At 36.6% G+C, this 23,894-nt stretch carries 30 protein-coding genes and 1 riboswitch; of the genes, 27 read left to right on the forward strand and 3 right to left on the reverse strand.

What is annotated here, in order from left to right; genetic code table 11:
* Positions 1-176 precede the first annotated feature (176 nt).
* From SPD53_RS16995 to SPD53_RS17015, 5 genes are all read left to right on the forward strand, one after another.
* Positions 177-1,124 carry an MBL fold metallo-hydrolase gene (locus tag SPD53_RS16995; protein ID WP_336253271.1) on the forward strand — a complete coding sequence of 316 codons (948 nt, stop codon included), beginning with the start codon at positions 177-179 and terminating at the stop codon, positions 1,122-1,124.
* 150 nt (positions 1,125-1,274) lie between these two features.
* Positions 1,275-1,769 carry a CBO0543 family protein gene (locus tag SPD53_RS17000; RefSeq protein ID WP_188856625.1) on the forward strand — a complete coding sequence of 165 codons (495 nt, stop codon included), beginning with the start codon at positions 1,275-1,277 and terminating at the stop codon, positions 1,767-1,769.
* Complete coding sequence (locus SPD53_RS17005; protein ID WP_188856624.1) at positions 1,766-2,548, forward strand: hypothetical protein; 783 nt, start codon at positions 1,766-1,768, stop codon at positions 2,546-2,548. Before SPD53_RS17000 ends, SPD53_RS17005 begins: the two co-directional genes overlap by 4 nt.
* 6 nt (positions 2,549-2,554) lie before the next feature.
* Positions 2,555-3,016 carry a hypothetical protein gene (locus SPD53_RS17010; RefSeq protein ID WP_336253272.1) on the forward strand — a complete coding sequence of 154 codons (462 nt, stop codon included), beginning with the start codon at positions 2,555-2,557 and terminating at the stop codon, positions 3,014-3,016.
* A 404-nt stretch (positions 3,017-3,420) separates the two neighbouring features.
* Positions 3,421-4,185, forward strand: coding sequence for a hypothetical protein (locus SPD53_RS17015; protein WP_156856090.1), 765 nt, complete (start codon positions 3,421-3,423; stop codon positions 4,183-4,185).
* A 56-nt stretch (positions 4,186-4,241) separates the two neighbouring features.
* Positions 4,242-4,343, forward strand: a riboswitch (purine riboswitch).
* A 250-nt stretch (positions 4,344-4,593) separates the two neighbouring features.
* Here SPD53_RS17015 and SPD53_RS17020 read toward each other — a convergent pair.
* A complete protein-coding gene (locus SPD53_RS17020; protein WP_336253273.1) occupies positions 4,594-5,364 on the reverse strand; it encodes an exodeoxyribonuclease III in 771 nt (256 codons plus the stop codon).
* A gap of 293 nt (positions 5,365-5,657) precedes the next feature.
* Between SPD53_RS17020 and SPD53_RS17025 the strand changes: the two genes are divergently transcribed.
* Genes SPD53_RS17025 through SPD53_RS17040 form a run of 4 tightly spaced genes read left to right on the forward strand, consistent with a single transcriptional unit; the run spans position 5,658 to position 8,829 of the window.
* Positions 5,658-6,038 (forward strand): GntR family transcriptional regulator, encoded by a 381-nt coding sequence (locus SPD53_RS17025; RefSeq protein ID WP_188856621.1) that lies wholly within the window; start codon positions 5,658-5,660, stop codon positions 6,036-6,038.
* Positions 6,035-6,724 (forward strand): ABC transporter ATP-binding protein, encoded by a 690-nt coding sequence (locus SPD53_RS17030; RefSeq protein ID WP_188856620.1) that lies wholly within the window; start codon positions 6,035-6,037, stop codon positions 6,722-6,724. The genes SPD53_RS17025 and SPD53_RS17030 overlap by 4 nt, the downstream gene beginning before the upstream one ends.
* Positions 6,721-7,563, forward strand: coding sequence for a hypothetical protein (locus SPD53_RS17035; protein ID WP_336253274.1), 843 nt, complete (start codon positions 6,721-6,723; stop codon positions 7,561-7,563). Before SPD53_RS17030 ends, SPD53_RS17035 begins: the two co-directional genes overlap by 4 nt.
* Before the next feature lie 12 nt (positions 7,564-7,575).
* Entirely contained in the window at positions 7,576-8,829 is a 1,254-nt protein-coding gene (locus SPD53_RS17040; protein WP_336253275.1) for a hypothetical protein, read from the forward strand.
* Between the two features lie 20 nt (positions 8,830-8,849).
* Here the strand turns inward: SPD53_RS17040 and SPD53_RS17045 are convergent, their stop codons facing one another.
* Entirely contained in the window at positions 8,850-9,188 is a 339-nt protein-coding gene (locus tag SPD53_RS17045; RefSeq protein WP_188856617.1) for a thioredoxin family protein, read from the reverse strand.
* 126 nt (positions 9,189-9,314) lie between these two features.
* Here SPD53_RS17045 and SPD53_RS17050 point away from each other — a divergent pair, with 126 nt between their 5' ends.
* Both SPD53_RS17050 and SPD53_RS17055 read left to right on the forward strand, forming a co-directional pair.
* Positions 9,315-9,518, forward strand: coding sequence for a hypothetical protein (locus SPD53_RS17050; protein ID WP_156856083.1), 204 nt, complete (start codon positions 9,315-9,317; stop codon positions 9,516-9,518).
* 329 nt (positions 9,519-9,847) lie between these two features.
* Complete coding sequence (locus SPD53_RS17055; RefSeq protein ID WP_229782608.1) at positions 9,848-10,051, forward strand: SHOCT domain-containing protein; 204 nt, start codon at positions 9,848-9,850, stop codon at positions 10,049-10,051.
* Positions 10,052-10,089: 38 nt separating this feature from the next.
* On the opposite strand, the gene SPD53_RS17060 is transcribed toward SPD53_RS17055, so the two are convergent.
* On the reverse strand, positions 10,090-10,638 hold the full coding sequence (locus SPD53_RS17060; RefSeq protein WP_188856616.1) for a nitroreductase family protein: 549 nt from the start codon (positions 10,636-10,638) through the stop codon (positions 10,090-10,092).
* A gap of 167 nt (positions 10,639-10,805) precedes the next feature.
* On the opposite strand from SPD53_RS17060, the gene SPD53_RS17065 reads away from it, so the two are divergent.
* From SPD53_RS17065 to SPD53_RS17140, 16 genes are all read left to right on the forward strand, one after another.
* On the forward strand, positions 10,806-11,264 hold the full coding sequence (locus tag SPD53_RS17065; protein ID WP_188856615.1) for a DUF2269 family protein: 459 nt from the start codon (positions 10,806-10,808) through the stop codon (positions 11,262-11,264).
* A gap of 443 nt (positions 11,265-11,707) precedes the next feature.
* Positions 11,708-12,034: a PadR family transcriptional regulator gene (locus tag SPD53_RS17070; protein ID WP_336253276.1), complete on the forward strand. Its 327-nt coding sequence runs from the start codon at positions 11,708-11,710 to the stop codon at positions 12,032-12,034.
* Positions 12,035-12,045: 11 nt separating this feature from the next.
* On the forward strand, positions 12,046-12,828 hold the full coding sequence (locus SPD53_RS17075; RefSeq protein WP_336253277.1) for a permease prefix domain 1-containing protein: 783 nt from the start codon (positions 12,046-12,048) through the stop codon (positions 12,826-12,828).
* 327 nt (positions 12,829-13,155) lie between these two features.
* Positions 13,156-13,977, forward strand: coding sequence for an ABC transporter permease (locus SPD53_RS17080; RefSeq protein WP_336253278.1), 822 nt, complete (start codon positions 13,156-13,158; stop codon positions 13,975-13,977).
* 3 nt (positions 13,978-13,980) lie between these two features.
* Positions 13,981-15,498: a hypothetical protein gene (locus SPD53_RS17085; protein WP_336253279.1), complete on the forward strand. Its 1,518-nt coding sequence runs from the start codon at positions 13,981-13,983 to the stop codon at positions 15,496-15,498.
* Positions 15,499-15,515: 17 nt separating this feature from the next.
* Positions 15,516-16,157 carry an ABC transporter ATP-binding protein gene (locus SPD53_RS17090; protein WP_336253280.1) on the forward strand — a complete coding sequence of 214 codons (642 nt, stop codon included), beginning with the start codon at positions 15,516-15,518 and terminating at the stop codon, positions 16,155-16,157.
* Positions 16,158-16,635: 478 nt separating this feature from the next.
* Positions 16,636-16,857 (forward strand): hypothetical protein, encoded by a 222-nt coding sequence (locus SPD53_RS17095; RefSeq protein WP_336253281.1) that lies wholly within the window; start codon positions 16,636-16,638, stop codon positions 16,855-16,857.
* A gap of 96 nt (positions 16,858-16,953) precedes the next feature.
* On the forward strand, positions 16,954-18,204 hold the full coding sequence (locus SPD53_RS17100) for an MFS transporter (protein WP_336253282.1): 1,251 nt from the start codon (positions 16,954-16,956) through the stop codon (positions 18,202-18,204).
* An 80-nt stretch (positions 18,205-18,284) separates the two neighbouring features.
* Positions 18,285-18,749, forward strand: a complete 465-nt coding sequence (locus tag SPD53_RS17105; protein ID WP_336253283.1) for a GNAT family N-acetyltransferase — start codon at positions 18,285-18,287, stop codon at positions 18,747-18,749.
* 541 nt (positions 18,750-19,290) lie between these two features.
* Positions 19,291-19,437, forward strand: a complete 147-nt coding sequence (locus SPD53_RS17110) for a hypothetical protein (RefSeq protein ID WP_336253284.1) — start codon at positions 19,291-19,293, stop codon at positions 19,435-19,437.
* A 114-nt stretch (positions 19,438-19,551) separates the two neighbouring features.
* Complete coding sequence (locus tag SPD53_RS17115; RefSeq protein ID WP_336253285.1) at positions 19,552-19,875, forward strand: hypothetical protein; 324 nt, start codon at positions 19,552-19,554, stop codon at positions 19,873-19,875.
* A gap of 186 nt (positions 19,876-20,061) precedes the next feature.
* Positions 20,062-20,937 (forward strand): phosphotransferase family protein, encoded by an 876-nt coding sequence (locus tag SPD53_RS17120; protein ID WP_188856611.1) that lies wholly within the window; start codon positions 20,062-20,064, stop codon positions 20,935-20,937.
* A 170-nt stretch (positions 20,938-21,107) separates the two neighbouring features.
* A complete protein-coding gene (locus SPD53_RS17125; protein ID WP_156856078.1) occupies positions 21,108-21,653 on the forward strand; it encodes a GNAT family N-acetyltransferase in 546 nt (181 codons plus the stop codon).
* Between the two features lie 131 nt (positions 21,654-21,784).
* Entirely contained in the window at positions 21,785-22,222 is a 438-nt protein-coding gene (locus tag SPD53_RS17130) for a GNAT family N-acetyltransferase (RefSeq protein ID WP_336253286.1), read from the forward strand.
* Positions 22,223-22,439: 217 nt separating this feature from the next.
* Complete coding sequence (locus tag SPD53_RS17135; RefSeq protein ID WP_156856077.1) at positions 22,440-22,910, forward strand: DUF1648 domain-containing protein; 471 nt, start codon at positions 22,440-22,442, stop codon at positions 22,908-22,910.
* Positions 22,911-22,977: 67 nt separating this feature from the next.
* The gene (locus SPD53_RS17140; RefSeq protein ID WP_188857195.1) at positions 22,978-23,862 is read left to right on the forward strand and encodes an aminoglycoside 6-adenylyltransferase; all 885 of its coding nucleotides are present in this window, start codon (positions 22,978-22,980) and stop codon (positions 23,860-23,862) included.
* Positions 23,863-23,894 lie beyond the last annotated feature (32 nt).

Consider the following 23,894-nt stretch of genomic DNA (forward strand, 5'->3'; position numbering starts at 1 on the left):
TAAAAAAGAAGTAATCTTTTTTAAGCAGGAGCTAACGGACGCTAACCCCCTGATTGATCTAACTAACATTCCGTGAGAAAAGTACAAAGCTTCAATTAAATGAGTTTCATTTTATACAGGTTACTTGAAATTTTGTTATGATGGGGATAGTTGAAGAATAAGGGGGAAGATGTACCGTGAAGGAAAAGCAACCGATCCAGTTGGATGAACGGATTTCGTTGATTGATGGGTTTGATATGGACATACCAAGCAGGACAGGTACATATGTCATTCAGGAAAAGGAATTGACATTGATTGAGGTGGGGCCGAGTCCGTCGGTGAAATATATTAAGCGCGGGCTTGAAAACTTAAGTAGATCCCTTGCGGAAGTGAGGTATATTATTGTTACCCATGTTCACCTCGATCATGCGGGTGGCGCAGGCTTTTTACTTCAGCAATGTCCAAATGCGACGTTGATTGTCCATCCACGCGGCGGGAGACATTTGATCGATCCGACGAAGCTTGCGGCAGGTGCGCGGGCGATTTATGGTGAAAGTTTCTCGGAAATTTATGATCCGATTGTTCCGGTTCCGGCGGATAGAGTAGTTGAGAAATCTGAAGGTGACACGCTTGATATTGGACCGAATTGCACATTGGAATTTTGGGACACACCGGGACATGCGAAACACCACTTCAGCATTTTTGATCCGGTAAGTAATGGAATGTTCACAGGGGATACAGCGGGAGTCCGTTATGAATTATTACTGCAAGATGGGGTGGAGTTATACTTACCAACGACATCACCAAACCATTTCAATCCGAATGATATGCATGCTTCAATTAATCGCTTTGCGGAAGAAGATGTCGACCGAATTTACTTCGGTCATTTCGGTATGACGGAAAATCCAAAGGAAGCGTTGAAGCAAGTGGCACAGTGGCTGGATATTTATGTGGAAATCGCGGAAGAAGTTGTAGATGAAGGCGGCGACTATAATGAAATCGCTCGCAGAATTATGAAAAGGGTAAAGGAACATTTAAGAGGTCTAGGCATCCAGGATGACCATGAGGTGTACATTATTATTAACTTGGATGTACAGATTAGTGCGCTAGGGATGATTGATTATTTTCAGAAGATAAAGCAGTAAGGATAAATAAGGAAAGCGGGTGGATTGGGACAAGTTCCTGGTTCACCCTTTTTGAGCGGATGCTCCTAAATTAAAAGTGATCACGGGAGCTCGAATACTCCGTGATGAATTAGCAAAGAATAATCTTTAAAGAGAAGGAGATTATTCTTTATGCTTGGACTTATTATTGCCATCATTGTGTTAAACATGGGTGCATTTTTATGGGTGAAGCGACTCGCTAAAAGTCATATCGTTCACATCTGTGTTTTTATTATCCTTTTTCACTTATCAGTTGATCTCTTTTTGAGTGTGAAATACGGGGCATATTGGTATTTCGACAGGGGACTTCAATGGTTGGATGTTCTTCCGGTTGCTCTGTTATCCCCGCCAGCTGCTCTTCTATTTTTAAATGGATATCCAACTCAAAGCTCTCGATTCAAGCGCGTACTATATATTCTGCTCTGGTCCCTAATCATTACGGTTTTTGAAGCTTTAACCATGCTGCCTGGACCATGGGGATTCTTTCATCATGGTTGGTGGAAATTGACATATTCCGCTCTCGTTTATCCCATATTATTCTGCATAATATTGCTTTATTATAAATGGATCCGTGGAATCGACGAGAGCAAGGGGTTTGATCATTTCCCTAAGGAGCCACGAAAATGAACAATTATAATAATGATAATACAGCGAGACGTTATAAAGCGCATGTTAGTTTATATAGCACTACGCAACTTCATCTGAGAAATCCTTATATTAATGCCTGGTGGTCTGCTGCGTTCCCAGGGTGTGGCCATTTACTCTTATCCAAGTACCTGAGAGGGTATTCCTTTTTCTTCTGGGAGATTATCGTGAATAATATGTCTCATTTGAACCTGGCTATTGTGTATTCTTTTACCGGTAACTTTCAGATGGCAAGGGAGGTTCTCGAGCCAAGAGTACTTCTTTTATACTTACCGGTCTATATTTTCGCTATATGGGATAGTTACCGAACAACAGTAGATCTGAATAAGATTTTCATATTAGCTGAACGTGAAAATGCCAGCTTTAATTCTTATGCCATTGGCTCTGTAGGAATTAATTATTTGGATAAAAGAAGTCCATTGATGGCGGTATTATGGTCTATTTTCACCCCGGGATTGGGGCAATTATATATACACCGGGGGTTAACAGCTGCTCTTATGCTAATTTTTTCTATCATTTTTGTTTATTATTCGAATGCACTTATTGCTGTCCATTTCCTTTTCCTAGGAGAAATTAAACAGGCGACAGCATCACTTAACCCGCAATGGTTTTTATTTATTCCTTCGTATTTCTCGTTTGCCGTGTATGATGCTTATGTGAATACAGTGGAAAATAACAAGTTGTTTGAAAGCGAACAACGAAAATTTCTCCAGCAAAATTATCAACAATCTCCGTTTAAAATTCCAGATCTTACGAGGTGAAATAGATTGCAAATTTTTTCTACATTTGAGCATTCAATATATCTTGAACTAGTGATCACCGCAATCGAGGAAATGGGAATACGTAGTGAAAATATTCTTGCGGTACCACTGATAAACCGGATGCAAGAAAGAAAACTACTCGATACACTTCACCGAGCAGATGGTATTAGTTTATTTGATAAGGCGGCCGCAATTGGAACAGCATTTTCTGTAATTGGAACAAGTATCGGCTTTGTATTGGAGTGGGGCCCGATTTTTTGGGGATTAATTTATGGGGCAATCGGATTTATGATTGGATTTATAATTGATTATATTCTTAATAAGGTTGTATATAAAAGAAAAAGGGTTTCGAGGGGAAAGTATGCTGAAGTAATACTAGTGATTAATTGTCCGGATGACCTAGTGGAGAGAGTTGAAGGGCTGCTATGGGATCACCTTGCTTTAGGGGTGGCTAAATTAAAAATGTGATTTTTACTAAATAACAGTGTGAATTTATAAGGATGAGATTATTGTATGATGATCTTATTTCTTCGTTATTCATTTTTAAGATCATTCAATTTTTGCAGCCTGTAGAAGTCGGGCGAGGGTAAATCTTAAATCGTCCCCGTTTGAACCAGATTTGAGGGTTCGGGCAAATTAGGTGCTGTAATCATCCGTTAGAGCTGGATTCGAATTCGTTTGAGTGAATAAAAGTGCTCTAATCGCCTGTTTATTCCGGTCTCTAGTTCGTTCGGGATTTATGAAGTCTATCAGTGAAAAAATTGTGTGAAATAACAAATAAAATTTAAGGTATTATGATATTATTTATGAATAGAGTGCAACTAAGAAAGGAACTAGCTCTCCATACAGAATTTAGATGTTAGGGGATATGTATGAAAGGGGGGACAAGAATACTTATTTTTAGGAAGTTAACTACGACTTTTGTTACGACTTCGCTTCTTTCCATTTTTTTCGCTCTTTTCACGATCAATTTTGGCTCTGAAATGGAATATAATCAAGGAAATCAGTTCCTCGGTTGGTTCTATGTTTATACAATGTATATCGGATTAATCATCCTTTTATATGGAAATATTGTATCCGTGGTGATTGAACTTTTACAGAGAAAGTGGTTTCAACAGTATGATTGGTTGTATGTAATGCTTCTTGGCTTATTTGGATTAGCCAATGGTATCCTGTTTCATAATCTATTGGCCGCTTTGTATGGAATGATGGCTGCGATTCTCTATGGGATTATCGATAAATGGTTACAGGGCAGAAGGAAAAAGGCAAAAGGTATGAAAGCCGCCTTCCTTATACCAATCGCTACCATTGTTATTTGCTGGGGTTATTTACAGATTATCTCACCTCCCCTGCCACCATTTACAGAGGAAGATGCCATTCTCGAGGCAACTTCTGATGAAGATTCAATTACGGAAGGCTTCCCTAAGTTTGTTGGAAAGTGGGAAGAAAGAATTGAGGATTATCGCGTTATAAAAGAAACGAGTGTAGAAGAAATTGGCAAAGAAACGTATCTCGTTACCTTCACGGAAACGTGGGAGAAAGGAGAGGAAAGGGATACGTGGTCGTTTGCTTATAAAGTGGATAGGAACAGTTTAAGTGCTCAAGGTCTGCAGGGTGGTTTTAAAGAGGATTTGTGAGAAGATTGACGTAAATTCATTCGATGAATGCTTTGACAAAAATCTGCGTAATGCTTTAGGTTCAAATTACCGAATCAATGTATAAACTTGGGAATATGGCCAAGCGTTTCTATTAAGTGACCTTGAATCACTGAACTACATGATACAGAAGTTGTTAGGTCAGTCTTGAAGTAACCGAGCTTGAATAAGCGTGGAAACAAATTGGCTCAAGTGTCTATGCACCATTTATGAATGTTTTCTCATTGCCCTACTTGTTATCCCTGAAATTCATATAACGAACCGAGGCACTGCTGATATAACGAATTTTGAGTTGATTAAAACGAATATTTATTAAAAAAGCCATTTTGACTAATAAATTATCAAAATGGCTTTTTCCTTTAAAAATGAATGAGGATATAATAACGTTTGTTATTTGTTTAACATTTCCGCGTCCAACTCCAGCATAATCGGACAATGGTCACTCCCCATCACATCCGGATGTGCCACGGACTGAACAAGAGCGTTTTTTAGCCGCTCCGAAACGATGAAGTAATCGATCCGCCAGCCAATGTTCCGCTCCCGAACCGTCTTCATGTACGACCACCAGGTATAGATCCCTTCCGTATCCGGGTGGAAGTACCGCAATGTATCAATGAAACCATTGGACAGGATTCGCGTCATTTTACTCCGTTCCTCTACTGTAAAGCCGGAGTTACCTTTATTCGTCTTAAAGTTTCTAATATCGATATCTTCATGCGCAACGTTTAAATCGCCGCAATAGATGACTGGTTTTGAAGCATCAAGTTCACGCAGGTATTCAAATAGTTTATCTTCCCATTCAAGGCGCTCCTCAAGCCGTGTTAAATCACGCTTTGCATTTGGCGTGTACACATTAACGAGATAGAAATCTTCGTATTCGAGCGTGAGGATGCGACCTTCGATTTCCGAATCCTCACTACCAACTCCGTAACGGACGTTTATTGGTTTAACCTTCGTAAAAACAGCCGTCCCAGAATAGCCTTTCCGCTCGGCATAGTTCCAAAATTGATGATAGCCTTTTAAGTCCAAATCTATTTGATCAGCTTGTACTTTCGATTCCTGAATACAGAAGATGTCTGCATCTATCTCCTCGAAGTAATCCAGGAATCCTTTCCGGACACAAGCACGTATTCCATTCACATTCCATGAGACCAACTTCATTTTATATTAACTCCCTTTAATTCTAATCGTTTCATCTTGCATAAAGTTTATTGTAACATAAACCTCCGCGGCCGAGGGTTTAGGAGAAAGGGAAATATATTTTAAAAAAGAGATTGACAGTTACGTGTATTAAGCATATAATACAGCATATCGGATGTATTGCGTGCTTAATACGCTCTGTTTACACCTAGTGTACTAACTTCTTAATACACAATTATACCCTCAGTGTATTAAGTGTTTAATACATAAAAGGACATAAAAGATATTAACTTCAGGAAATGAGGAGGGTTATATTGAAGATTACGTTTAATAAACGGGATCCCGTTTACGTACAGGTCGTACAGCATTTCAAAGAGCAAATTGTGAGTGGCAAGTATGAGTTGGGACAAGAAATTCCATCCCGTCGCGAGCTGGCGAATCAGTTGAAAATTAATCCGAATACGGCACAACGAGCATATAAGGAAATGGAGGAAGCGGGCTTGATTTTTACAGAGGGAAATAATCCGAGTCGCATTACGAAGGATGAGCAAGTATTACGTGATCTTCGTACAGAGCTAATAGAAGGTGCAGTGGATCGCTTGATTGCGGCTGTTGAACCGGTTAATATTCCGATCGATGAATTGATTGGGCTAATTCAAGAGAAATATGAAGAACAGAGGAGGGGACAGGTTTGATCGAAGTGAAGAATGTGACGAAGAAATTTGGCAGGAAAAAAGTACTTCAAGGAGTCTCTTTCACAGCGAATAAGGGGGAGATCACTTGCCTGATTGGTGTGAATGGGGTCGGGAAAACAACGATTTTAAATGGTATTGTAAACCTCACACCTATGTCGAGTGGTGAAATTTTAATTGATGGCGAGAAGCTTACAAAGGAAACATATGAAAAAGTGGCTTTCATTCCAGATGCGATCACGATGCTCCCTCATATGCGAATCGAGGAAGCGATGCAATTTATGCAGGACTTTTACAATAGCTGGAACAATGAACGGGCGGAGGAATTATTACAGTTTTTTAAATTGAAAAAGGAAGATCGCATTTCAAGTCTATCGAAAGGGAATGTGGCAAAAGCGAATCTATTGTTAGGGCTTGCTCTTGATGTAGATTATTTATTAATGGATGAGCCTTTTTCCGGAATCGATATCTTCAGCCGGGAGCAAATTGCCGATGTATTCACGAGTCACTTAGTCGAGGACCGCGGTGTTATCATTACGACACATGAAATAAACGATATCGAACATATTATCGATAAAGTTGTACTCCTTGATGACGGGATTGTGTTTAAGGAATTCGAAACGGAAGAGATGCGGGAAGTGGAAGGAAAATCGGTAGTTGACGTGATGAGGGAGGTTTATCGCGGATGAATAATTATTTGAAGTTAGTGAATTTCGAGCTTGGCCGGTTTATTAAAATCTATTTCATTCTTGCAGGAATTACGATTGCTTCTCAGCTAATCGGTGCGGTACGCGTTGCAAAAAATTATATGAACCTATTTAACGAAGAAATATATACGAGCGGTATGACGACAGAGCAGTTTATTGAGCAATACGGACATTTGAGCTTACTGGATTTGCAATACTCGCAATGGTTTAACCTGCCTATCATTTTTGCTGCGGCGGTTTTAATCATTTATTCCTTCTTCATCTGGTATCGGGATTGGTTGGGGAAGAATACGTTCATTTACCGACTGCTCATGCTGCCAACAGCGAGGCTTAATATATATTTAGCGAAGGCGAGTGCTATTTTTCTGATGGTGCTTGGGCTTGTCGCTTTGCAGGTTATTTTATTAAATGTAGGGTCTAATATTTTGAAATGGATAGTTCCCGCTAATTTGCGAGTGGATCTAGGAATTATGGAGTTTATTGAGAATGCAATCGGTGGGCTTACAGTGGGTATAATTATCCCAACGAGCTTTACTCAATTTTTAATCCATTATGGGGTTGGCTTTATGGTTGTGTTTATTTTATTCACGGCAATTCTTTTTGAAAGAAGTTACCGGTTTAAAGGAATTGCGTATGGGATTGGTTATGCAATTATAGCGTTCGTTGTCTTTTTTGCGCCGTTTGTCGTGGAGATGATTTTAGGAAAAAGCTATTTATATCCAATCGAATTATTTATTCTTGAAGTCTTATTGTGGGTGGTTGTTACAGGGATGAGCATTTGGGTCAGCAATTATTTATTGAATAAAAAAGTCACGGTATAGGAGGGGAGCTTTGTGAAGAAGTATTGGAAAATCGTAATTCTGCCAATTTTTATTGTTATAACATTTGGCGTTTTATATGTGCATCACGCAATTGCTAAGGAAAGTTTACCACAGTTTGAGTTGGTGAATGTTTCAGGTAATGAAGAGAACGGGGAAGATATCTTTGTTTACGGTGATTATTTGACGGATAGGAGTTCCGTTTGGGAAGCGTTTAGACTTAGTACAGATGGGATTAAGTATTCTAGGGATCGGAATTTCTTAGAACAATTTAATACATTCTTCCAAACACAGGAAATGGAGCAGCTGATGAATGAAGAACGGAATTTTATGAGAGGGAAGGAAGAAGATCCAACTCGATTTGTTGATGATGGGGAGCGGATAGCATATGCCGGACCATCAAATATTTACTTTGAGTCAAACGAACTTGAGGTGGATGTACTGGATAGAGAAAGTCGGGAAAGAAAATCGTTTAAAGTGGATATACCGGATAGCGAAAGAACGGATCACTCGTATGTAGAACAAGTACAGCTCCTTGATGATACACTTTATGTGGCAACTGTTAATTATATTATGGAGGAACAGGAATTACATGTCTATGAAATTTCGCTGAGTGATGAAACAATTGAGGACCAGGGTGCCATTGTGAGTGATTCAGCCCATAGTTATTTTTATGTATTAAATGATGGGCTGGGGATTCAACAACAAGGGTATTTCATTGTTAGAGTAGAGGATATCGAATGGGATGAAGAGATGTATACTTCAGAGTTAGTTGGGGAAGAATACTTTATTTATGATTTAGAGACAAAAGAGAAGCAGAACATTAAAGTTCCGGAAGAGTTTGCAGCAGCAGAGGAAGAATACAGGGCGGCAGAGCAAGACGATATGGAGGAAGTGCAAGATTGGGAAGAAGAAGTGATCTATCCGATGAACTATACGAGTATCGGAAAGGAAGAACTTTACTTTATAAGCTTCACGTCTGATGGGCTGAAATACTATCCATATCATTTGAAGGAAAATAAGCTAGGTAAGGAAAAGGACATCAGCTTTGACGAGAACATTATAAGTGGACTTTCCGAAGTATACCCTAAAGGGGATCATCTGTATTTCCATAGTAATACAGGAGAAGATGGAAATCAGAAAAAGTTGTTTAAGGTTGACCTCGTAAGTGGTGAAATAGTCTATGAAGGAGAAATCAAGCTTACCGATGTGCCGAAAGAGACGCATGTTTATCATGTAGAAATCAATTCAATTGAAGAAAAACGGTAAAGAGAAACGTGGCTTTAGCATTAGTCTAGAGCCACGTTTTTATATATTTTATCAAGCTTTTCCTCGAGTAAATCCATATGGACGATTCTTGCTTCCCGAATATATTCTTTCCCTTCCACAAACAATAAGAGAACGGGAATGGTGAAGATGGAAAAGCGCCCAGCCACTGCTTCCACATCATCTGCATTAATGTGAGCGGGATGAATCTGGGGATAGTTCTCCAGCAAGCTTTGCACCTTCGGGAGTAAGGCATGACAGACACTGCAGTTGGTTCGTGAAATATATAGGAAAGATAAGGGGTGGCAATTGATGAAGTCGTCAATTTCTCGAATGGAATGAAGCTCTTGGAATACGCGCATGCTATGACCTCCAAATGTAAGATTTATTTTATTATTATAACAGGGAAGTGTGCTTAAACCATGTTTAATGTTTATGTGGACTTAAAGCGGGAAAATGATTAGAAAAAAGAATCTGAGGTGAACGTAATGAATGATAAAGATAAAAGTTTTGAAAAAGTCCCAGAAAAGAAGCCGAAATGGAATGAAGAGCGCCGCAATGAGCTTGATGAATTCAAACAACAGCAGCATGTTGATGACATCCCTCTCGAAGATTTGAAAATCGAACAAGAAGATGAAAAAGACAAACACAAAACAAAAGACAACTCCCAAAGCGAACAAAAATATAAATAGCGGGACATGGGGTCAGAGCATTTGTCCCAGTTTGGGTCATCCGAGTTAAGGCGTAAATTCACATAACCAGTTCCAGTTGGTGCTAGTATTTGTTGAAGAGGGCAGTGATAGTCTGGATCAGTCCCCACAAGCAATAAGCTATTTTCGGAAAAGTTATTGACAAGCTCGCTCACTGCCCTTCAACGAAAAGAACTGATAACAGTCATCACTTCCCCGAATATTAAACACAAAAACGACCACTGACATATGAACATACATGTACTATTCACCGCTCCATTAGTACCCGAACAAGTACACCTAGGTCCTATTGAAACAGGAGGTATACGATTATGCCCGAAGCTATGATTATCCGATTGATTGTTACTGCGGTTGTGCTCGTAATCATTGTTGTTATTCTCATCCGCTTTCGAAACGGTAATTCAACGGAGGCGGGTCCTTCTGATTCGCTCGACATCATGAAAAGGCGTTACGAAGAAGGTGAGATTACGAAAGAAGATTATGAAGAAGCAAAAAGGCGTCGAGGGAAAAAATAAACTGGGACAGGGTCTCTGACCCCATGTCCCAGTTTCATTTACGCTTTGAAGCGGGTGAATTTTTCTTCGAGTGGTGTTCGTTCTTTTGGTGTTGGTTTTTCGTCAAAGTACCCGAGGTGGATAAAGCCGACAATTTTTTCATTATCTTTAACATCAAGAATCTCTTTTACTTTCGGATCGTATATATGCGGATTTGTTTTCCAAACGACGCCAAGCTGTTTCTCCCAAGCGAGCAGCCAGAAGTTTTGAATCAGCGTTGCAATCGCTCCGAAGTTTTCATCCCACTGTTTTTCCATTTCCGGAACATCCATCACAGCGACTAATATTGCATTCGGTTCGTTCAAATAGTTCTCCCGGTTCTCCTGTCTTGCTTCTGGATATGTTGCTGCTACTCGCTTTGCAAATACCGGCAGCTCTTCCTCTCCAACGAAAATAAAGCGCCACGGTTCGCGCATCCCATGAGTCGGTGCCCAGCGCGCATCCTGCAATAATTCCCGCACGATTTCTTCTGTGACCGTTTTATCGTTATACCCTTTCTTAATCGCCCTTCGCTCCCGAATAATATTCGCTAAATATGTCTTCTCCATTTTTTCAGGTCCCCTATTTGTTTAATATATTCTCTCATTGATTGTAGTTCAGGATGAATGATAAAGCAATTCACATGGAAATCAAATAGTTTGTGAGGTTCATCACTGACTTTTCCTAGAAATGCAGATAAAATAGAAGGTAGGTAAAAGAATTGGAGGCTACATAAATGACGCTTTACGACGCACTAGTGTTTATACATATTTTCTCAGCTATTCTCGGGATGGGGCCGGGCATGGTAATGACTGCTGTCGTCACGCTATCGAAACCAGCTACGATGACGGAGTTAAGGCATTCTTTTAAAGTAAGAAATTCGTTACATATATTTACAATGGTAGGCGGAACGTTACTACTTGTCACCGGATTATGGATGGGCGCTCTGAATCCGTTTTGGTTCAGACAAGGCTGGTATATTGTTAGTCTCGTACTCTTCCTTGTTGCGCTTGTGATGGGACCGGTCGTGCTCAGTCCACGTTCGAAGCCGATCAAGCAATTGTTTGTCGATGTAGAGGGAGACGAGATCCCTCAGGTGTATTACGATTTATCGAAGGAATTATTCTTTTATGAACGGATTATTAATGTGATTTTCCTTATCATTATAGCGTTGATGATTTTAAAGCCGTTTTAGGAAATAAAAAACGGCTCTTCCTATTGTGGGAAGTATTTGAAAATAGCTATCTCCGACCAATGAATATGATACCCTTTCTTAAAAGGGAATGAGTGTAATGAGCATTTCAAGACCTCGATTGACTTTAATATTAGCTTGTTAATTACTCTGTGAAAGTTCAGTTTATTATACTAAAATTTTTTCGCGAAAACATATGAAAATTAGCAGAGTCTTTGGAAGTGTTTTTACGTACTCATAATCTCAGCGAAAGTGATGATTATTGGCTGTTTGTAAATGTGCATTTTTGTAAACGCTTAAAAGGCATCTAGATTATTCAAAACTAAAATGGATGTCGTACTATTATTTTAGAAGTGAAAATAATACCTTGCATTATAGAGTATTTGTGATACAATCTTTATAAGATTATTATCCGGAAAACCTTAGCCTTCTTAGGAGGTGCATATTTGGAAATTAGCAAAGAATTGCTTAAAGGGCATATTGATATGCTTGTTCTTTCACTCATAAGTAAACGTGATATGTATGGTTATGAAATAGTAAAAAAAGTTCGTATTGAAAGTGCTGGGGCTTTTGAATTAAAGGAAGGCACTTTATATTTAGCTTTAAAGCGGATAGAGAAACAAAAGTTGGTGACTTCTTATTGGGGAAATGAACAAGGTTCCGGTGGGCGAAGGAAATATTATCAAATCACCGATAAGGGTAAAAATGAATTAGAACAAAAAGTTAGTGAGTGGGAATTTATAAAAAAGAACATCGACACTTTTTTGAAGTAAAGGGGGATAATATGACAAAAGTTGATGAATACGTAGAAAAGCTGTACAAAAACGCAAATCCGAATCATCCAGAAACAATAGAATTGAAAGAAGAAACTCGGACGCACTTGTATGATTCGATAAAGGAAATAAAGTGTGAAGGATATTCAGAAAATGAGGCTTTTGAAATTGCGGTTGAACGTTATGGTGGATTTGAACAAGCTGAAAAATTAATTTCACTTATGAAAATACGCCAAAAAACATTTGCTAAATGGTTACTTACAATAGGTTTAATAAGCCTCTTGATTGGCGGTTCTAGTTTCATTATTTTATTATATATAGGAAATGTTCATGATGAGCATTTCGCCGAAATTGGATATGGGATTGAAAAAAACTTAACACAACTAAATGGCAAGAACTTTGAACAATCGTTTACTGAAGAGCCTTCTATTATAAATGCATATTTATATAATACAGAACAATCAAGAATCGGTAGTCCTGATCTTACTTATAGGGGGAAAAATCAGTGGGTGCCCTCACTCTTTAAAAGAGAAGCATTTTATGGCATGGAACACACTCTTATATCATTAGAAGTTGTTGATGTGAGAACAATTGGCTTTCTTTTATTTATTGTTGGCTTTACAGCTTATTATATTTTATTTACTTTATGGGGCTTAATCCAATTATATCACACAGATCATTTAACAATACTTTGGATAACATTATTGGTATTATTAAATGCTTTAGGATATTTGTTGTTTTTGTTAAAAAAGCAGCGAAAAAAGATACCCATGGAAGAGACATATGAGTATTAAATCGACACTTTTGAACCAGTATATGTTCAAATTGTCCATCACATAAAAGCCCAGATAATAAATGGGGTATATAATACCGGTAAAAGACTGCCATCTAGATGAAAGTTAGCTTCTCTGCTTAAGGTTAATCTGAATACGATTCAAAAGGCACTCACTGAATTAGAAAAGCAAAATATAATTGCCACCGATAATAATAAGCCCAGTTATATTAAAATTAGCCCTTCTCAAATTAAAAAAATGCGTTCAGAATTAATTCAGACTGCCCTGGATAATTTTTTAACGAGTTAAAGATATTGAATATAAATTATGAAGAAGCCGTTAAGATAATTGAAAATCATTCAAAACCATATCAAAGTAGGTGCCGAAATGCTAAAAAATCAGTTATTAGTTGAAATGAAAAGATCCTTAACTTTTAGAAACTTGTTGATTTGGTTGTCTATAATAGTTATATTACCAGCAGTAAGGTTTTATGTAATAAGTGAAGGATATCAATTTTACAAGCCGATTGAAGTGTTTCAGGAAACAGTATCAGCATTTGTTCCATTGCTGTTTCCAGCTCTGGCTATTATTATTTATTTGCCATCCTTCTTACATGAGCAAAGAAACAATTTTATTTTGTACACACAATCGCGAATACCCTTGAACACTTATATACTTAGCAAAGGTATAATAAATGCTTTTTTAACAGGTGTGGTAATTTTTTCGCTTATTTTCTTTACCTTCATTTTTGTTGTCTATGTAGAGCCACATCTAGGTATCATTTATTACACGCCTATAGATGAAAACGCATTTATTCCCACTTTTACTTTTTCAAGCCTTTTATCGTATGGTGATTTTGTTTATTGCTTTACTTATGCTTTGTGGGTTTCTATTAATGCAATTGTATACTCTACAATCGCTTTCATGCTGTTACTTGTGCTAGAAAATCCTTTTGTTGCCTTATCTGCACCTTTTGTTTATTATCACGTATTCAATTTTATTACAGGTGTGTTGAATATTGCTCAATTTTCTCCATTAAGTACGATTTTCCCTTTTAATATAGAGGAGCAGCCTTTTTGGACTATAATGGTTCCATTCTGCTTTTTGCTAATTATTTTATTAGGGATTTATGCATTCGTATTAAAAAAACGGAAAGACTGGGTGGTATAAGGTATGAATCTAGGTAGCTATCGTTTCAAAGATTATCTAGGGGATGTAATTAATATTAGATGGATTGCAGCAGGAGTAGTATTTTACTTTTATAGCGTTTTATTAAAGCGGGATATTGCTGTAACAGCAGTCGAATTGAATAAAACTTTTAATAATTGGGATTTTACCCTTCGGTTACTTACTGATATGTATCTTATCGTATACTTTTTAATTCCTATAACGCTTTTTATTTCGTTTAAATCCATCTTAAAAGATTTCGATTATCAAATATTAATTCGTTTGGGGTCTTATAGACAATGGGTATTCAACTCTATAAAGCAGTTTTGGGTGAGGAGTTCCCCACTCTTTCTTTTATGGATATTTATTTCGTTGTTTATGACGATCGGATTCCCACTTTCCGGAAATTGGAGTCAACTTAGTCGAACTAATCATATAACGAATCCCATTTCTGATTTAGCACATTATTTTACAAGCCCGGTGACAGCTTTTGCATCACAAATCACTTTAATACTTATTGCTATCTCTTTGTTACATGTGATTTTGGCAACCATTTATGTGATTACTAAAAGCAAAAATTTTATTCTTTTAATTAGTATAGGTGTTTTTCTGGGATGTATCATAGGATTTAAATTAATTCCAGAAGAATTATTATTCTTATCTCCAACTAGTTATTTGTCAATTACACAAGGGATTAATAACTTTAATTCTCTAACTATAAATTATATTGTTGTCGGCATAATTGGTGCAGTTTTATTTTTATTTTTACACTTTTTTATAGATATAAACAAGAAAAAATATATACAATTAATAAGACCATACTTTCCAAGAGCTATTTATTTGTTTCTTTGTATTATAGGAATTATCTCATCGGCAAATATTACATCTAGTTCAGTTGATACAACCGTATGGGATGTTTGGATAGTATCCTTTATTGGTGTAAGTGCTGAAAGCTTTTCTTACCTTTCTTTCTTTACTTATACAATTATTTTCTTTGGGTTTATATACTTAATACAATTATTTTTAAGTAATGAGATTGGTCAACTAGGATATTACAAGATTATAAGGTATCAGAGTTTACACAAGTGGTTCTGGAGTTGGATGAGGAAATTATTAATAAATATTGTAGCTTTTCTATTATTATTAATGGGCCTTTCTCTTATTATAGCAGCTTTATTTGATGTGAAAGCTAATTTCTATACAACGATATTTACAAATCCAATGTTTGAGGTTATGTATCACTTTTTTGTTAATGGTTTTTTACAAGTTGGGTTTTATGTATTAGCAATTTTTATTGTTTCCTGGATAAGTAAAGAATCAATACATGGGTTGATTTTAATTAGCGTATTTATGGTGTTAATGCTTCCCGGCATTAATACACATGCTATTATTCCAGTAGGCTTAAACGGTATGAGTTACTTATTAAATTATTCACCGTACTATTTAACATCTATCCTTCTTTTAATGAATTTAATTTTACTTTGTGTCATTCATTTTCTTTTCAGAGGGAGTTTAAAAATATAATTGGAAGGTGTGAAAGCATGTCTGTTATCTCATTGAGGAATGTAAGTAAGTCGTACAAAGGATTAACTCTTTTTGATAATATTGATTTAAGTATTGAGCAAGGGAAAATTTACGGTTTTGTCGGCCCAAATGGATCCGGTAAATCTGTTTTATTTAAAATGATATGTGGTTTCGTCTTTCCGGATAGCGGCAAAATATTAGTTGATGGACTGGAAATGGGTAAAAGTAAAAGGTTCCCTGAAAACTTTGGTATTATTATTGATCGTCCAGGATATATTGCTAACAAGACAGGATTTCAAAACCTGAAAGAGTTGGCATTAATTAGGGGGAAGATAAATGATGATAAAATATCAGAAACAATGAAAATTGTTGGGTTACAACCGCAGGCAAAACAAAAGGTTAAAAATTATTCCCTGGGCATGAAGCAAAAACTTGCAATTGCCCAATCTATTATGGAGGATCAAAAAGTCCTTATTTTGGATGAAGCATTTAATGCCTTAGATGCTGAAAGTGTAGAACGAATTCGTAATTTACTCCTTTCTTACAAAGAAGAAGGGCGGACTATTTTAATCACAAGTCATAATAAGGAAGACATAAATCTTCTTTGTGACCATGTATTTCGAATCAATAATCATAAACTGGAGTCACTTGATCGTTAAATAAAATAAGAGAGTGTACCGTTACATACACTCTCTCTAATATTATTAATTACTTCTCCAACTACCAGTTACCTGAACGTTTACCGGAGTTGTTAGATCATTACTAAATTGAACGCGGGCTCTATTTCCTTTTGAAACAGAGTTTGGTAGATTTCGGACTTGATTAGAATTTACGCTTCTAACCCATGCCCCTGTGCCAGAGCTTGCTTGCATCCTAGCATCAACCGTATAAGAACCTCCTACCGAAGTGGATCTTAGATTACCATATTTTCCCGAAGATGCCTTAGTTTGATAGCTTGTGTAACCACTTCCATTAAATTTACCGACTGTTGTATTATAGTTAGTGTAAGCAGTTCCGGCTTCTGCAAACCCAGCAACAGCAAGTAAACCGACAGCTAAGGCGATTGTTAGAAATATAGTCTTAGTCTTAAAAAATTTATTACCACAATTGGTAGAAGAGAGCAACTCATGCTGCTATTTGAGTCTCGAACAGTTATTTTCTAGTCAGTTTCTTTTAGTTTCTATTTTGGATTATCACTATGAAGGTGACAAGAAAATCATTCATGAGGTGGCTTCAACTCGCCCAATTCAAGATGAGTTTGCAAACAAAGAGTCTTATACAAAGGAGGGAACGATGGTTTACCAACTAGGAATAAAGAGCTTGTCATCCATTTGCGTAAAGAGTTTTATGGAAAAATAAGAGGAAGCCAATAGTAAACGGGGTAATTCAAAAGAGTTACCTCATATATTCAGAATATAATGTTTGGTTTGAAGAAGCATTTTTAACTATAAGGCGGTGTGCATTATAAAAAATCCAAAAAGCTGGAAACATCCTGCACTGCTACTAATAACAATCGGAATATCAAATATCGGAGACTTTATCCATCTTGTTGCGATAAACATCATGGTGTACCAGCTCACTGGTTCCGCAGCGGCAGTAGCTGGTCTCTGGATCATCAGCCCCTTAACAAATATCGTTACGAAGTTTTGGACAGGAAGTTTCATTGATTACCGGAGTAAGAGAAAAGTAATGGGAGCCACGTTTATTTTGCGGGGATTGTTCATCTGTTTAATCCCATATGCTCCAAACATGGTAGTAATTTATGGCATTCTCGTAATTTTAAGTGTCGGGAAAGCTTTCTATAATCCTGCATCCATGACGTATGTTGCGATTCTTATCCCGGCAGAAAAAAGGAAGCGCTTTAACTCTGTTCGGTCATTTGTCGATTCTGGAGCTTTTATTATCGGTCCGGCCATTGGAGGGGCATTGATCCTATCCACCTCGGTTGAAGCTACCTTGTGGATAAATGCAGTATCTTTTATCTTCGCAGCAATCTTATTATTATTCTTACCGGAAAAAGAAGAGATTGATAAAGAAGCTATCCCCGCATTAACTATTTCCCAAGTCGTCCGTGACTTTACGGTTGTGCAAAAGTTCATGAGGGAAAATAAGTATGTAACTTTTATTTATCTCGGATCCATTATCATTATGATCTTTTCCTTTGCGATGGATGCTCAGGAGGTTGTTTTTACGCAGCAGGTCATCGGTCTTTCGGAATTGGAATATAGTTTATTGATTAGTATTACAGGCATTGGATCGCTCGTAGGGGCAATGCTTTTAACGATTTTTTCGAATAAAATGTCATTGCGCCATATGATAGTGATCGGATTGATTATGTGGACGGTCGGTTACGTGATTTATGCATTTTCCTGGTCGTTCGCTTCCATAATTGTTGGCTTTGTCATCTTAGGGTTCTTCAATGTTTTCCTTAATGCAGGAATCATGACCTTTTATCAAAATAACGTTCCGATCGAGGTGATGGGCAGAGTTACAAGTATTTATCAGCTTATTCAAAGTGCGATCCAAGTAATATTTATTTTAGCAATTGGTGTTGTGGCAGATCTTGTTTCCTTACGAATGACCATTGTTACATTGGCTCTCGTGATGTTAGTTGCATCGATAATTTTTTCCGTTTCTGTATTGAAACCTGACAAGCAAGGGTTTTATCGGGAGGATGACGGGGAGTCGAATTTGGAAGTGAAATAAAGATTAAGGATTTGTTCTGGAATGGCAATTAGAGTAGTAATTTTAATCTTGATATTTGGATTGGTTAGGGGGGAATAGCCGTGCTAAAATTCATCGGAATTGATATAAAAAAACACCATAAAGAAGTAGTTGAATTTCGAAAAGATTCATTTAGAGTAAGCTTCGGTGATGCCTCAAACTTTATTGCAACGGACTATTTAAGATGGCTGGAAGAAAAAATAGCTGAATTTCCAGAGGGCTTTGTTCTAATTGAAGAAGACAAAGAATATATCGGACAGCTTGAACTATCGATTCGTGAATACGAAGGCAAAAATATAGGATATGTACATTTGTATTATTTAATACCTGAAAAACGTGGGCATGGCATAGGGGAAAAGTTATATCATTACGCACTACAGTTTTTTGGAAAAAATAAAGTTAATGAATACCATCTAAGGGTTTCTCCAACAAATACCGGTGCTATTAGATTTTATCGCAAAGTAGGAATGGAGGAAACGGGTTCTGAAGTTGGTGGGAAGGTGATCAGAATGAGAGGGTATTTATGAGTATAGGTTAGTTTTATAATGGTTACAATTTATTACGCATTAATAGTCTGTAATACCCACCTCTAAACAGGAGGGAAGCCCAGCATGTGGAGGTGGGGAATATACAGTCCGTAAATCCCTGACTCTGTTCATCTAACATTCAGTGGGGGAGGTAAGGAAAGGTAAGAAAACCCTACTGAAGTTTCACTTTATATGAAAGTATGACTTAAACAAACAGGTGCGTTTCTTCAAGAAGGAGATCGAACTCTTTTGTTGAAGTATAGGGCAGTTTAGTGCAAGAAGGATAAAGTGTTCTTATGGTAAAATACAGGTAGAAAATTGTTTAGGTTTTGTTCAACAAACGATTGAGACTGGAGAGAGCAGGTGGTTTAATTGTTTAAGGGATGAATGGTCTTATTTATTCCTGCACGTTTGGAAATCCGCTTGATGAATCGAACGGTACTCAATGTTAGAATTACGCTAAGTTATTGTGCTAATGGGGCAGGATAGCTAATTATAAAATATTGATTATTATTTAGTTGAAATGGGATGATGTTTAAATATGATGAAAAACCATACTAAGTTTGGGAAGGTAATTGGTTGGTTAGGTTTTCTATTATTTATGCTTGGATTTATGTTTAATGAGTGGATAGGTGTGTTGGCAGAAGATATTCCAGAAGAATTCTATCCATTTCCTCACCATCAATGATAACAGGGATAATTCTACTCCTTCTTTCTAATTTCTTTAGAAAGAAGAATATTTAGTTTTTTAATCTAACTTAGATTCAATTAACAGGTGCTTATCTTTAATAAAGAAATTGATGTGAATGAAAAAATTTTTGATAAAATGATAATAAGAAATTTCTATTTCATACGAGGGGGAGTATATATGTTATGGGAAGAAGTTCGAAAAGCATATCCTGATAAATGGGTTGTATTTGAAGCAATCGAAGCTCACTCAGATAGTAATTATCGCATAGTAGATGACATAGCCGTAATAGATACTTTTGACGACTCAATGGACGCATTCCGTCTCCACAATGAATTACACAAGCAAAAGCCTAATCGGGAACTATACTTCTTTCATACATCTAGAGAGGATCTCGATATACTTGAGAAAAAATGGACTGGACTTAGAAAAATATGATTAAGATAAAGGAAATATCAAAATTACCATTTATAGAGGTTACAGTTATTTTTCAAGGACGAAGCTTAAAATTAGAAAATGCTTTAATTGTTTGAGTACTATTGTCTTTTCTAACAAATGGGGTAGCTTCATTCAACAAGAGTTTTTGCAATTTTAAATAAAAAGTGACTAAAAGGGTGGGGCTGCATGAAGAATAGCTTTATTGAACACATTCAAAAGGTTTATCCTAACCTCCCAATTGAACAGTTTTATCTTAATGAAATTGGCCAAAATAACGACGTGTTCATTGTAAACGAATCTTTGGTTTTTAGATTTCCGAAATATAAAAATGGAATCCTTCAATTAAAAAGAGAGACGGAAATTTTGAATTACATTAAAGATATCATCTCGACCCCTATTCCGAATCCAATTTATCATTCCTTTGAAGGGTTAGAACCAGGTAAGGTCTTTACTGGTTATAATCTAATAGCTGGTGTTCCTTTGTGGAAGGAAAGTTTAAAAGGTATTAAGAATTATGAATTGGTTAAAGGAGTAGCAAAGCAATTTGTTTCTTTTCTTATAGAATTACATGCGATTTCAGAAGAAAAAGTAAGTCGAGATTTGAAACTAAAGGTTCGTAATCCTCGTATAGAAATGTATAACTTGTATGATAGGATTCAAAAAAAGCTATTTCCTTATTTTGGAAAAGACGCTCAAGAAGAAATAACATACACATTTGAAACGTTCCTAAAAGGGGAAGCGTTCTCAAAAGTAGATATCACACTGATACACGGAGATTTTGGTGCATCTAATATCTTATGGAATCCGGAAACAAGTAGAATTTCGGGGATAATAGATTTTGGTGGTTCTGGATTAGGAGACCCAGCTTATGATTTTGCGGGAATACTCTCCAGCTATGGTAGAGACTTTTTTGATATGTGTATAAGCCTATATCCTAACGGTGACCAGCTATCAGAACGGGTTAAATTCTATAAGCGTACGTTTCCTTTGCAAGAAGCATTGCACGGGATTGAGAATGACGATAAAGAGGCATTTGAAAGTGGAATTAAAGATTTTAGATAGATTCCTGTAAGCTATCTGGTGCATGGTTTGGTTATCGTATTAACAGGACAGGATTGTTTAACAACAGAGAAGTTGTTCTTAGTGATATTTAACAAATAGTTGCTGTGATTTTCTGCTAATACTATCAGTGAATAGAGAAATTTATAAAAGCAATTGCAGGAGGAGAAAATATGTTTGAATATAAGATTGATAATGATGTTTCTTTGAGAATGTTTACGGAGGATGATGCAGAGGAGTATTATCATTTAATAGTTGACTCAAAGCAACATTTAAAACAATGGATCACTTGGGTAGAAGCTGTCGAAAGTCAAAACGATACAAATGAGAGCTTAAAACAAAGAATCGAAGGATTAGTGGAGAACGGTGGATATCCTAAGTGGTTTGCAATTATATATAAAGGAAGAATAGCAGGTACGATTGGATTTAATGAAGTTGATAAATTTAATAATGTAGGGGAATTAGGTTATTGGCTAGGTAGGGGCTTTCAAGGCAAGGGCGTAATATCTAGGGCCTACAAAACGGTGATAGATTATGGATTCAAAGAACTTTCACTCAATCGGATTGAAGTTTATATAGCTGCTGGAAATGAGCGAAGCAGAGCTATACCCGAAAAATTTGGTTTTATTGAAGAAGGTAGAATAAGAAAAACAGAATGGTTAAATGACCATTATGAAGATCAAATAATTTACGGGATTTTGGCGGAAGAGTGGAAGTGAAAATTCACTAACGGGTGCAATCCTGAAAAAGGAGAAGCACCTTTTTTGTCGAATATATTCAATAGGGCATGTTTGTTAAAAAAGGAATAAATTTAACCGAAATCGGATTAAAGGGAGTGAAATACTTTAGAATGGATATTAGAAGACCAAATGGTTCTGAACTTGAAAAGATTATTCAACTATCTCCGCAGGCCTTATTCGATGGCACATTAGGTGAAGTAAGACCCACAAATGAAAAAATTAAAAGTCTTATTGAACCATTATTGGAAAAAGGAAGCTATTATTTAATAGCAATTGAAGAAGGTAAACTAATGGGTTGGATCCTTATAGGGGAAAGTAGAGACCAATTTACTGATAAGATGAATGGTTTTATTTATGAGTTATTTGTTTTGGAAGAATTTAGAAGAAGTGGAGTTTCTAAACAATTATTGAGAACTGCTATTGATGAACTAAGAGAAAATGGATACCCTGAGGTTCGTCTAAGTGCATTTGCGGGTAATCAAGCCATTAAACTTTATGAGAAATTGGGCTTTAACCTTAGAACAGTCACCATGACTTTCCCCTTATAGATATGGATTTGCACTAATGGATGGTTACTTCAATAAGAAATAATATATTTTTTATTATTTCGCCTAAACTCAAAACCGCACTGTAACAAAGATTATTAAATATTGGATTTTTTGTATACTGGAGGAGAAATTCAGGCAGCAATTTTTGTGAAGTTTGTCAGTGCGAAGATTGGGTTGATAGAGCCTAGGAAAATGTCTAAAACGGGGTAAAAGTAAAATGAGAAACAAGCGTTTTAAAATAACCCTTTCCACCATCTCCATTTTACTTTTCGGTTATCATATATTCAATTTATTTTATCTCTGGTCAGATATCCCAAGTCAGAACGCCATCCATTTCACTGGTAAGACTCCAGATAATTGGGGTTCCAAATACATTTTATTCGTAATGCCAGTTTTAAGCATCCTCATTTGGTTCCTCATTGGCTTATTAGTCAAAAACCCGGAAAAAATGAACTATGTTAATTTAACGGAAGCGAATAAAGAAATCCAGTTTGCCAGAGTTGGAAAAGTGATGTTGCTTATTCAAAACCTGGGCTTTATAGCCTTTGTTATGGCTAACGAAGCGTTGTTAAGAAATGCAGCAGGACTTGAGTCTGCCTTTCCTTTTGCAGTTTCACTCTTTCTTTTAGCGATTTGCCTTATAGCACCTTTTTATCTTTTGTTCTGGGCATTTTTGTTGAAGTACTGAAGAAGTTAATTGAGGTGTTGGACATTATTATGTAAGTTTATGGAGGTTCTATAGGAGGGAATAACACATGAGAACTGAAAAAGAAATGTTTGACCTAATAATAGATACAGCTCAAAAAGACGAACGCATCCGAGCCGTTTATATGAATGGATCAAGAACCAATCCTAAAGCCCCAAAGGATATCTTCCAGGATTATGATATTGTTTACGTAGTTACAGAAACAGCTTCATTCATAAAAAATGAGAAATGGATCGATATTTTTGGGGATTTAATTATGATTCAAAAACCCGATGAAAACGATAAATGTATAGGGCTAGATGTTGAATTTGAAAAGTCTTATGGATATTTAATGCTTTTTACAGATGGTAATCGAATCGACTTACATATTGAGACAAAAGAAGCTATGATTGAGAACTATACAAAGGAAAAACTTACGATTCCTTTATTGGATAAAGACAGCATCCTCCCTGATATTCCAAAACCTATAGATAAGGATTATTGGGTAAAGAAGCCATCAGAACCTCTCTTTATGAGTTGTTGTAATGACTTTTGGTGGTGTCTGCAGAACGTAGGAAAAGGAATATGGCGTGATGAGTTGCCATATGCAAAACAAATGTTTGAGTTTGTAATAAGGGATAGATTAGATGAAATGGTTTCTTGGTGGATTGGCATAAAATATGATTTCCAAATTTCGGTGGGAAAGATGGGTAAGTATTTTAAACAGTACCTCCCTGATCCCTATTGGGAAATGTATAAAAAGACCTATTCTGACTACAACTATAAGAATTTTTGGAACTCAATTTTTGTAGCTTGCGAATTATTTAGAGTGTTAGCAAAAGATGTTGCAGAACAATTATTATTTACATATCCAATAAATGACGATAAGAAAATGACGGAATTCCTTAAACATATTAGGGAATTACCAGTTGACGCACAAGGTATTTTTGAATAATGCGAAATACGATTTAAATTTTACAATAATTT

It is taken from the genome of Oceanobacillus sp. MO10714A (genome assembly GCF_037072045.1).
Taxonomy (GTDB): Bacteria; Bacillota; Bacilli; order Bacillales; family Amphibacillaceae; genus Oceanobacillus; species Oceanobacillus indicireducens.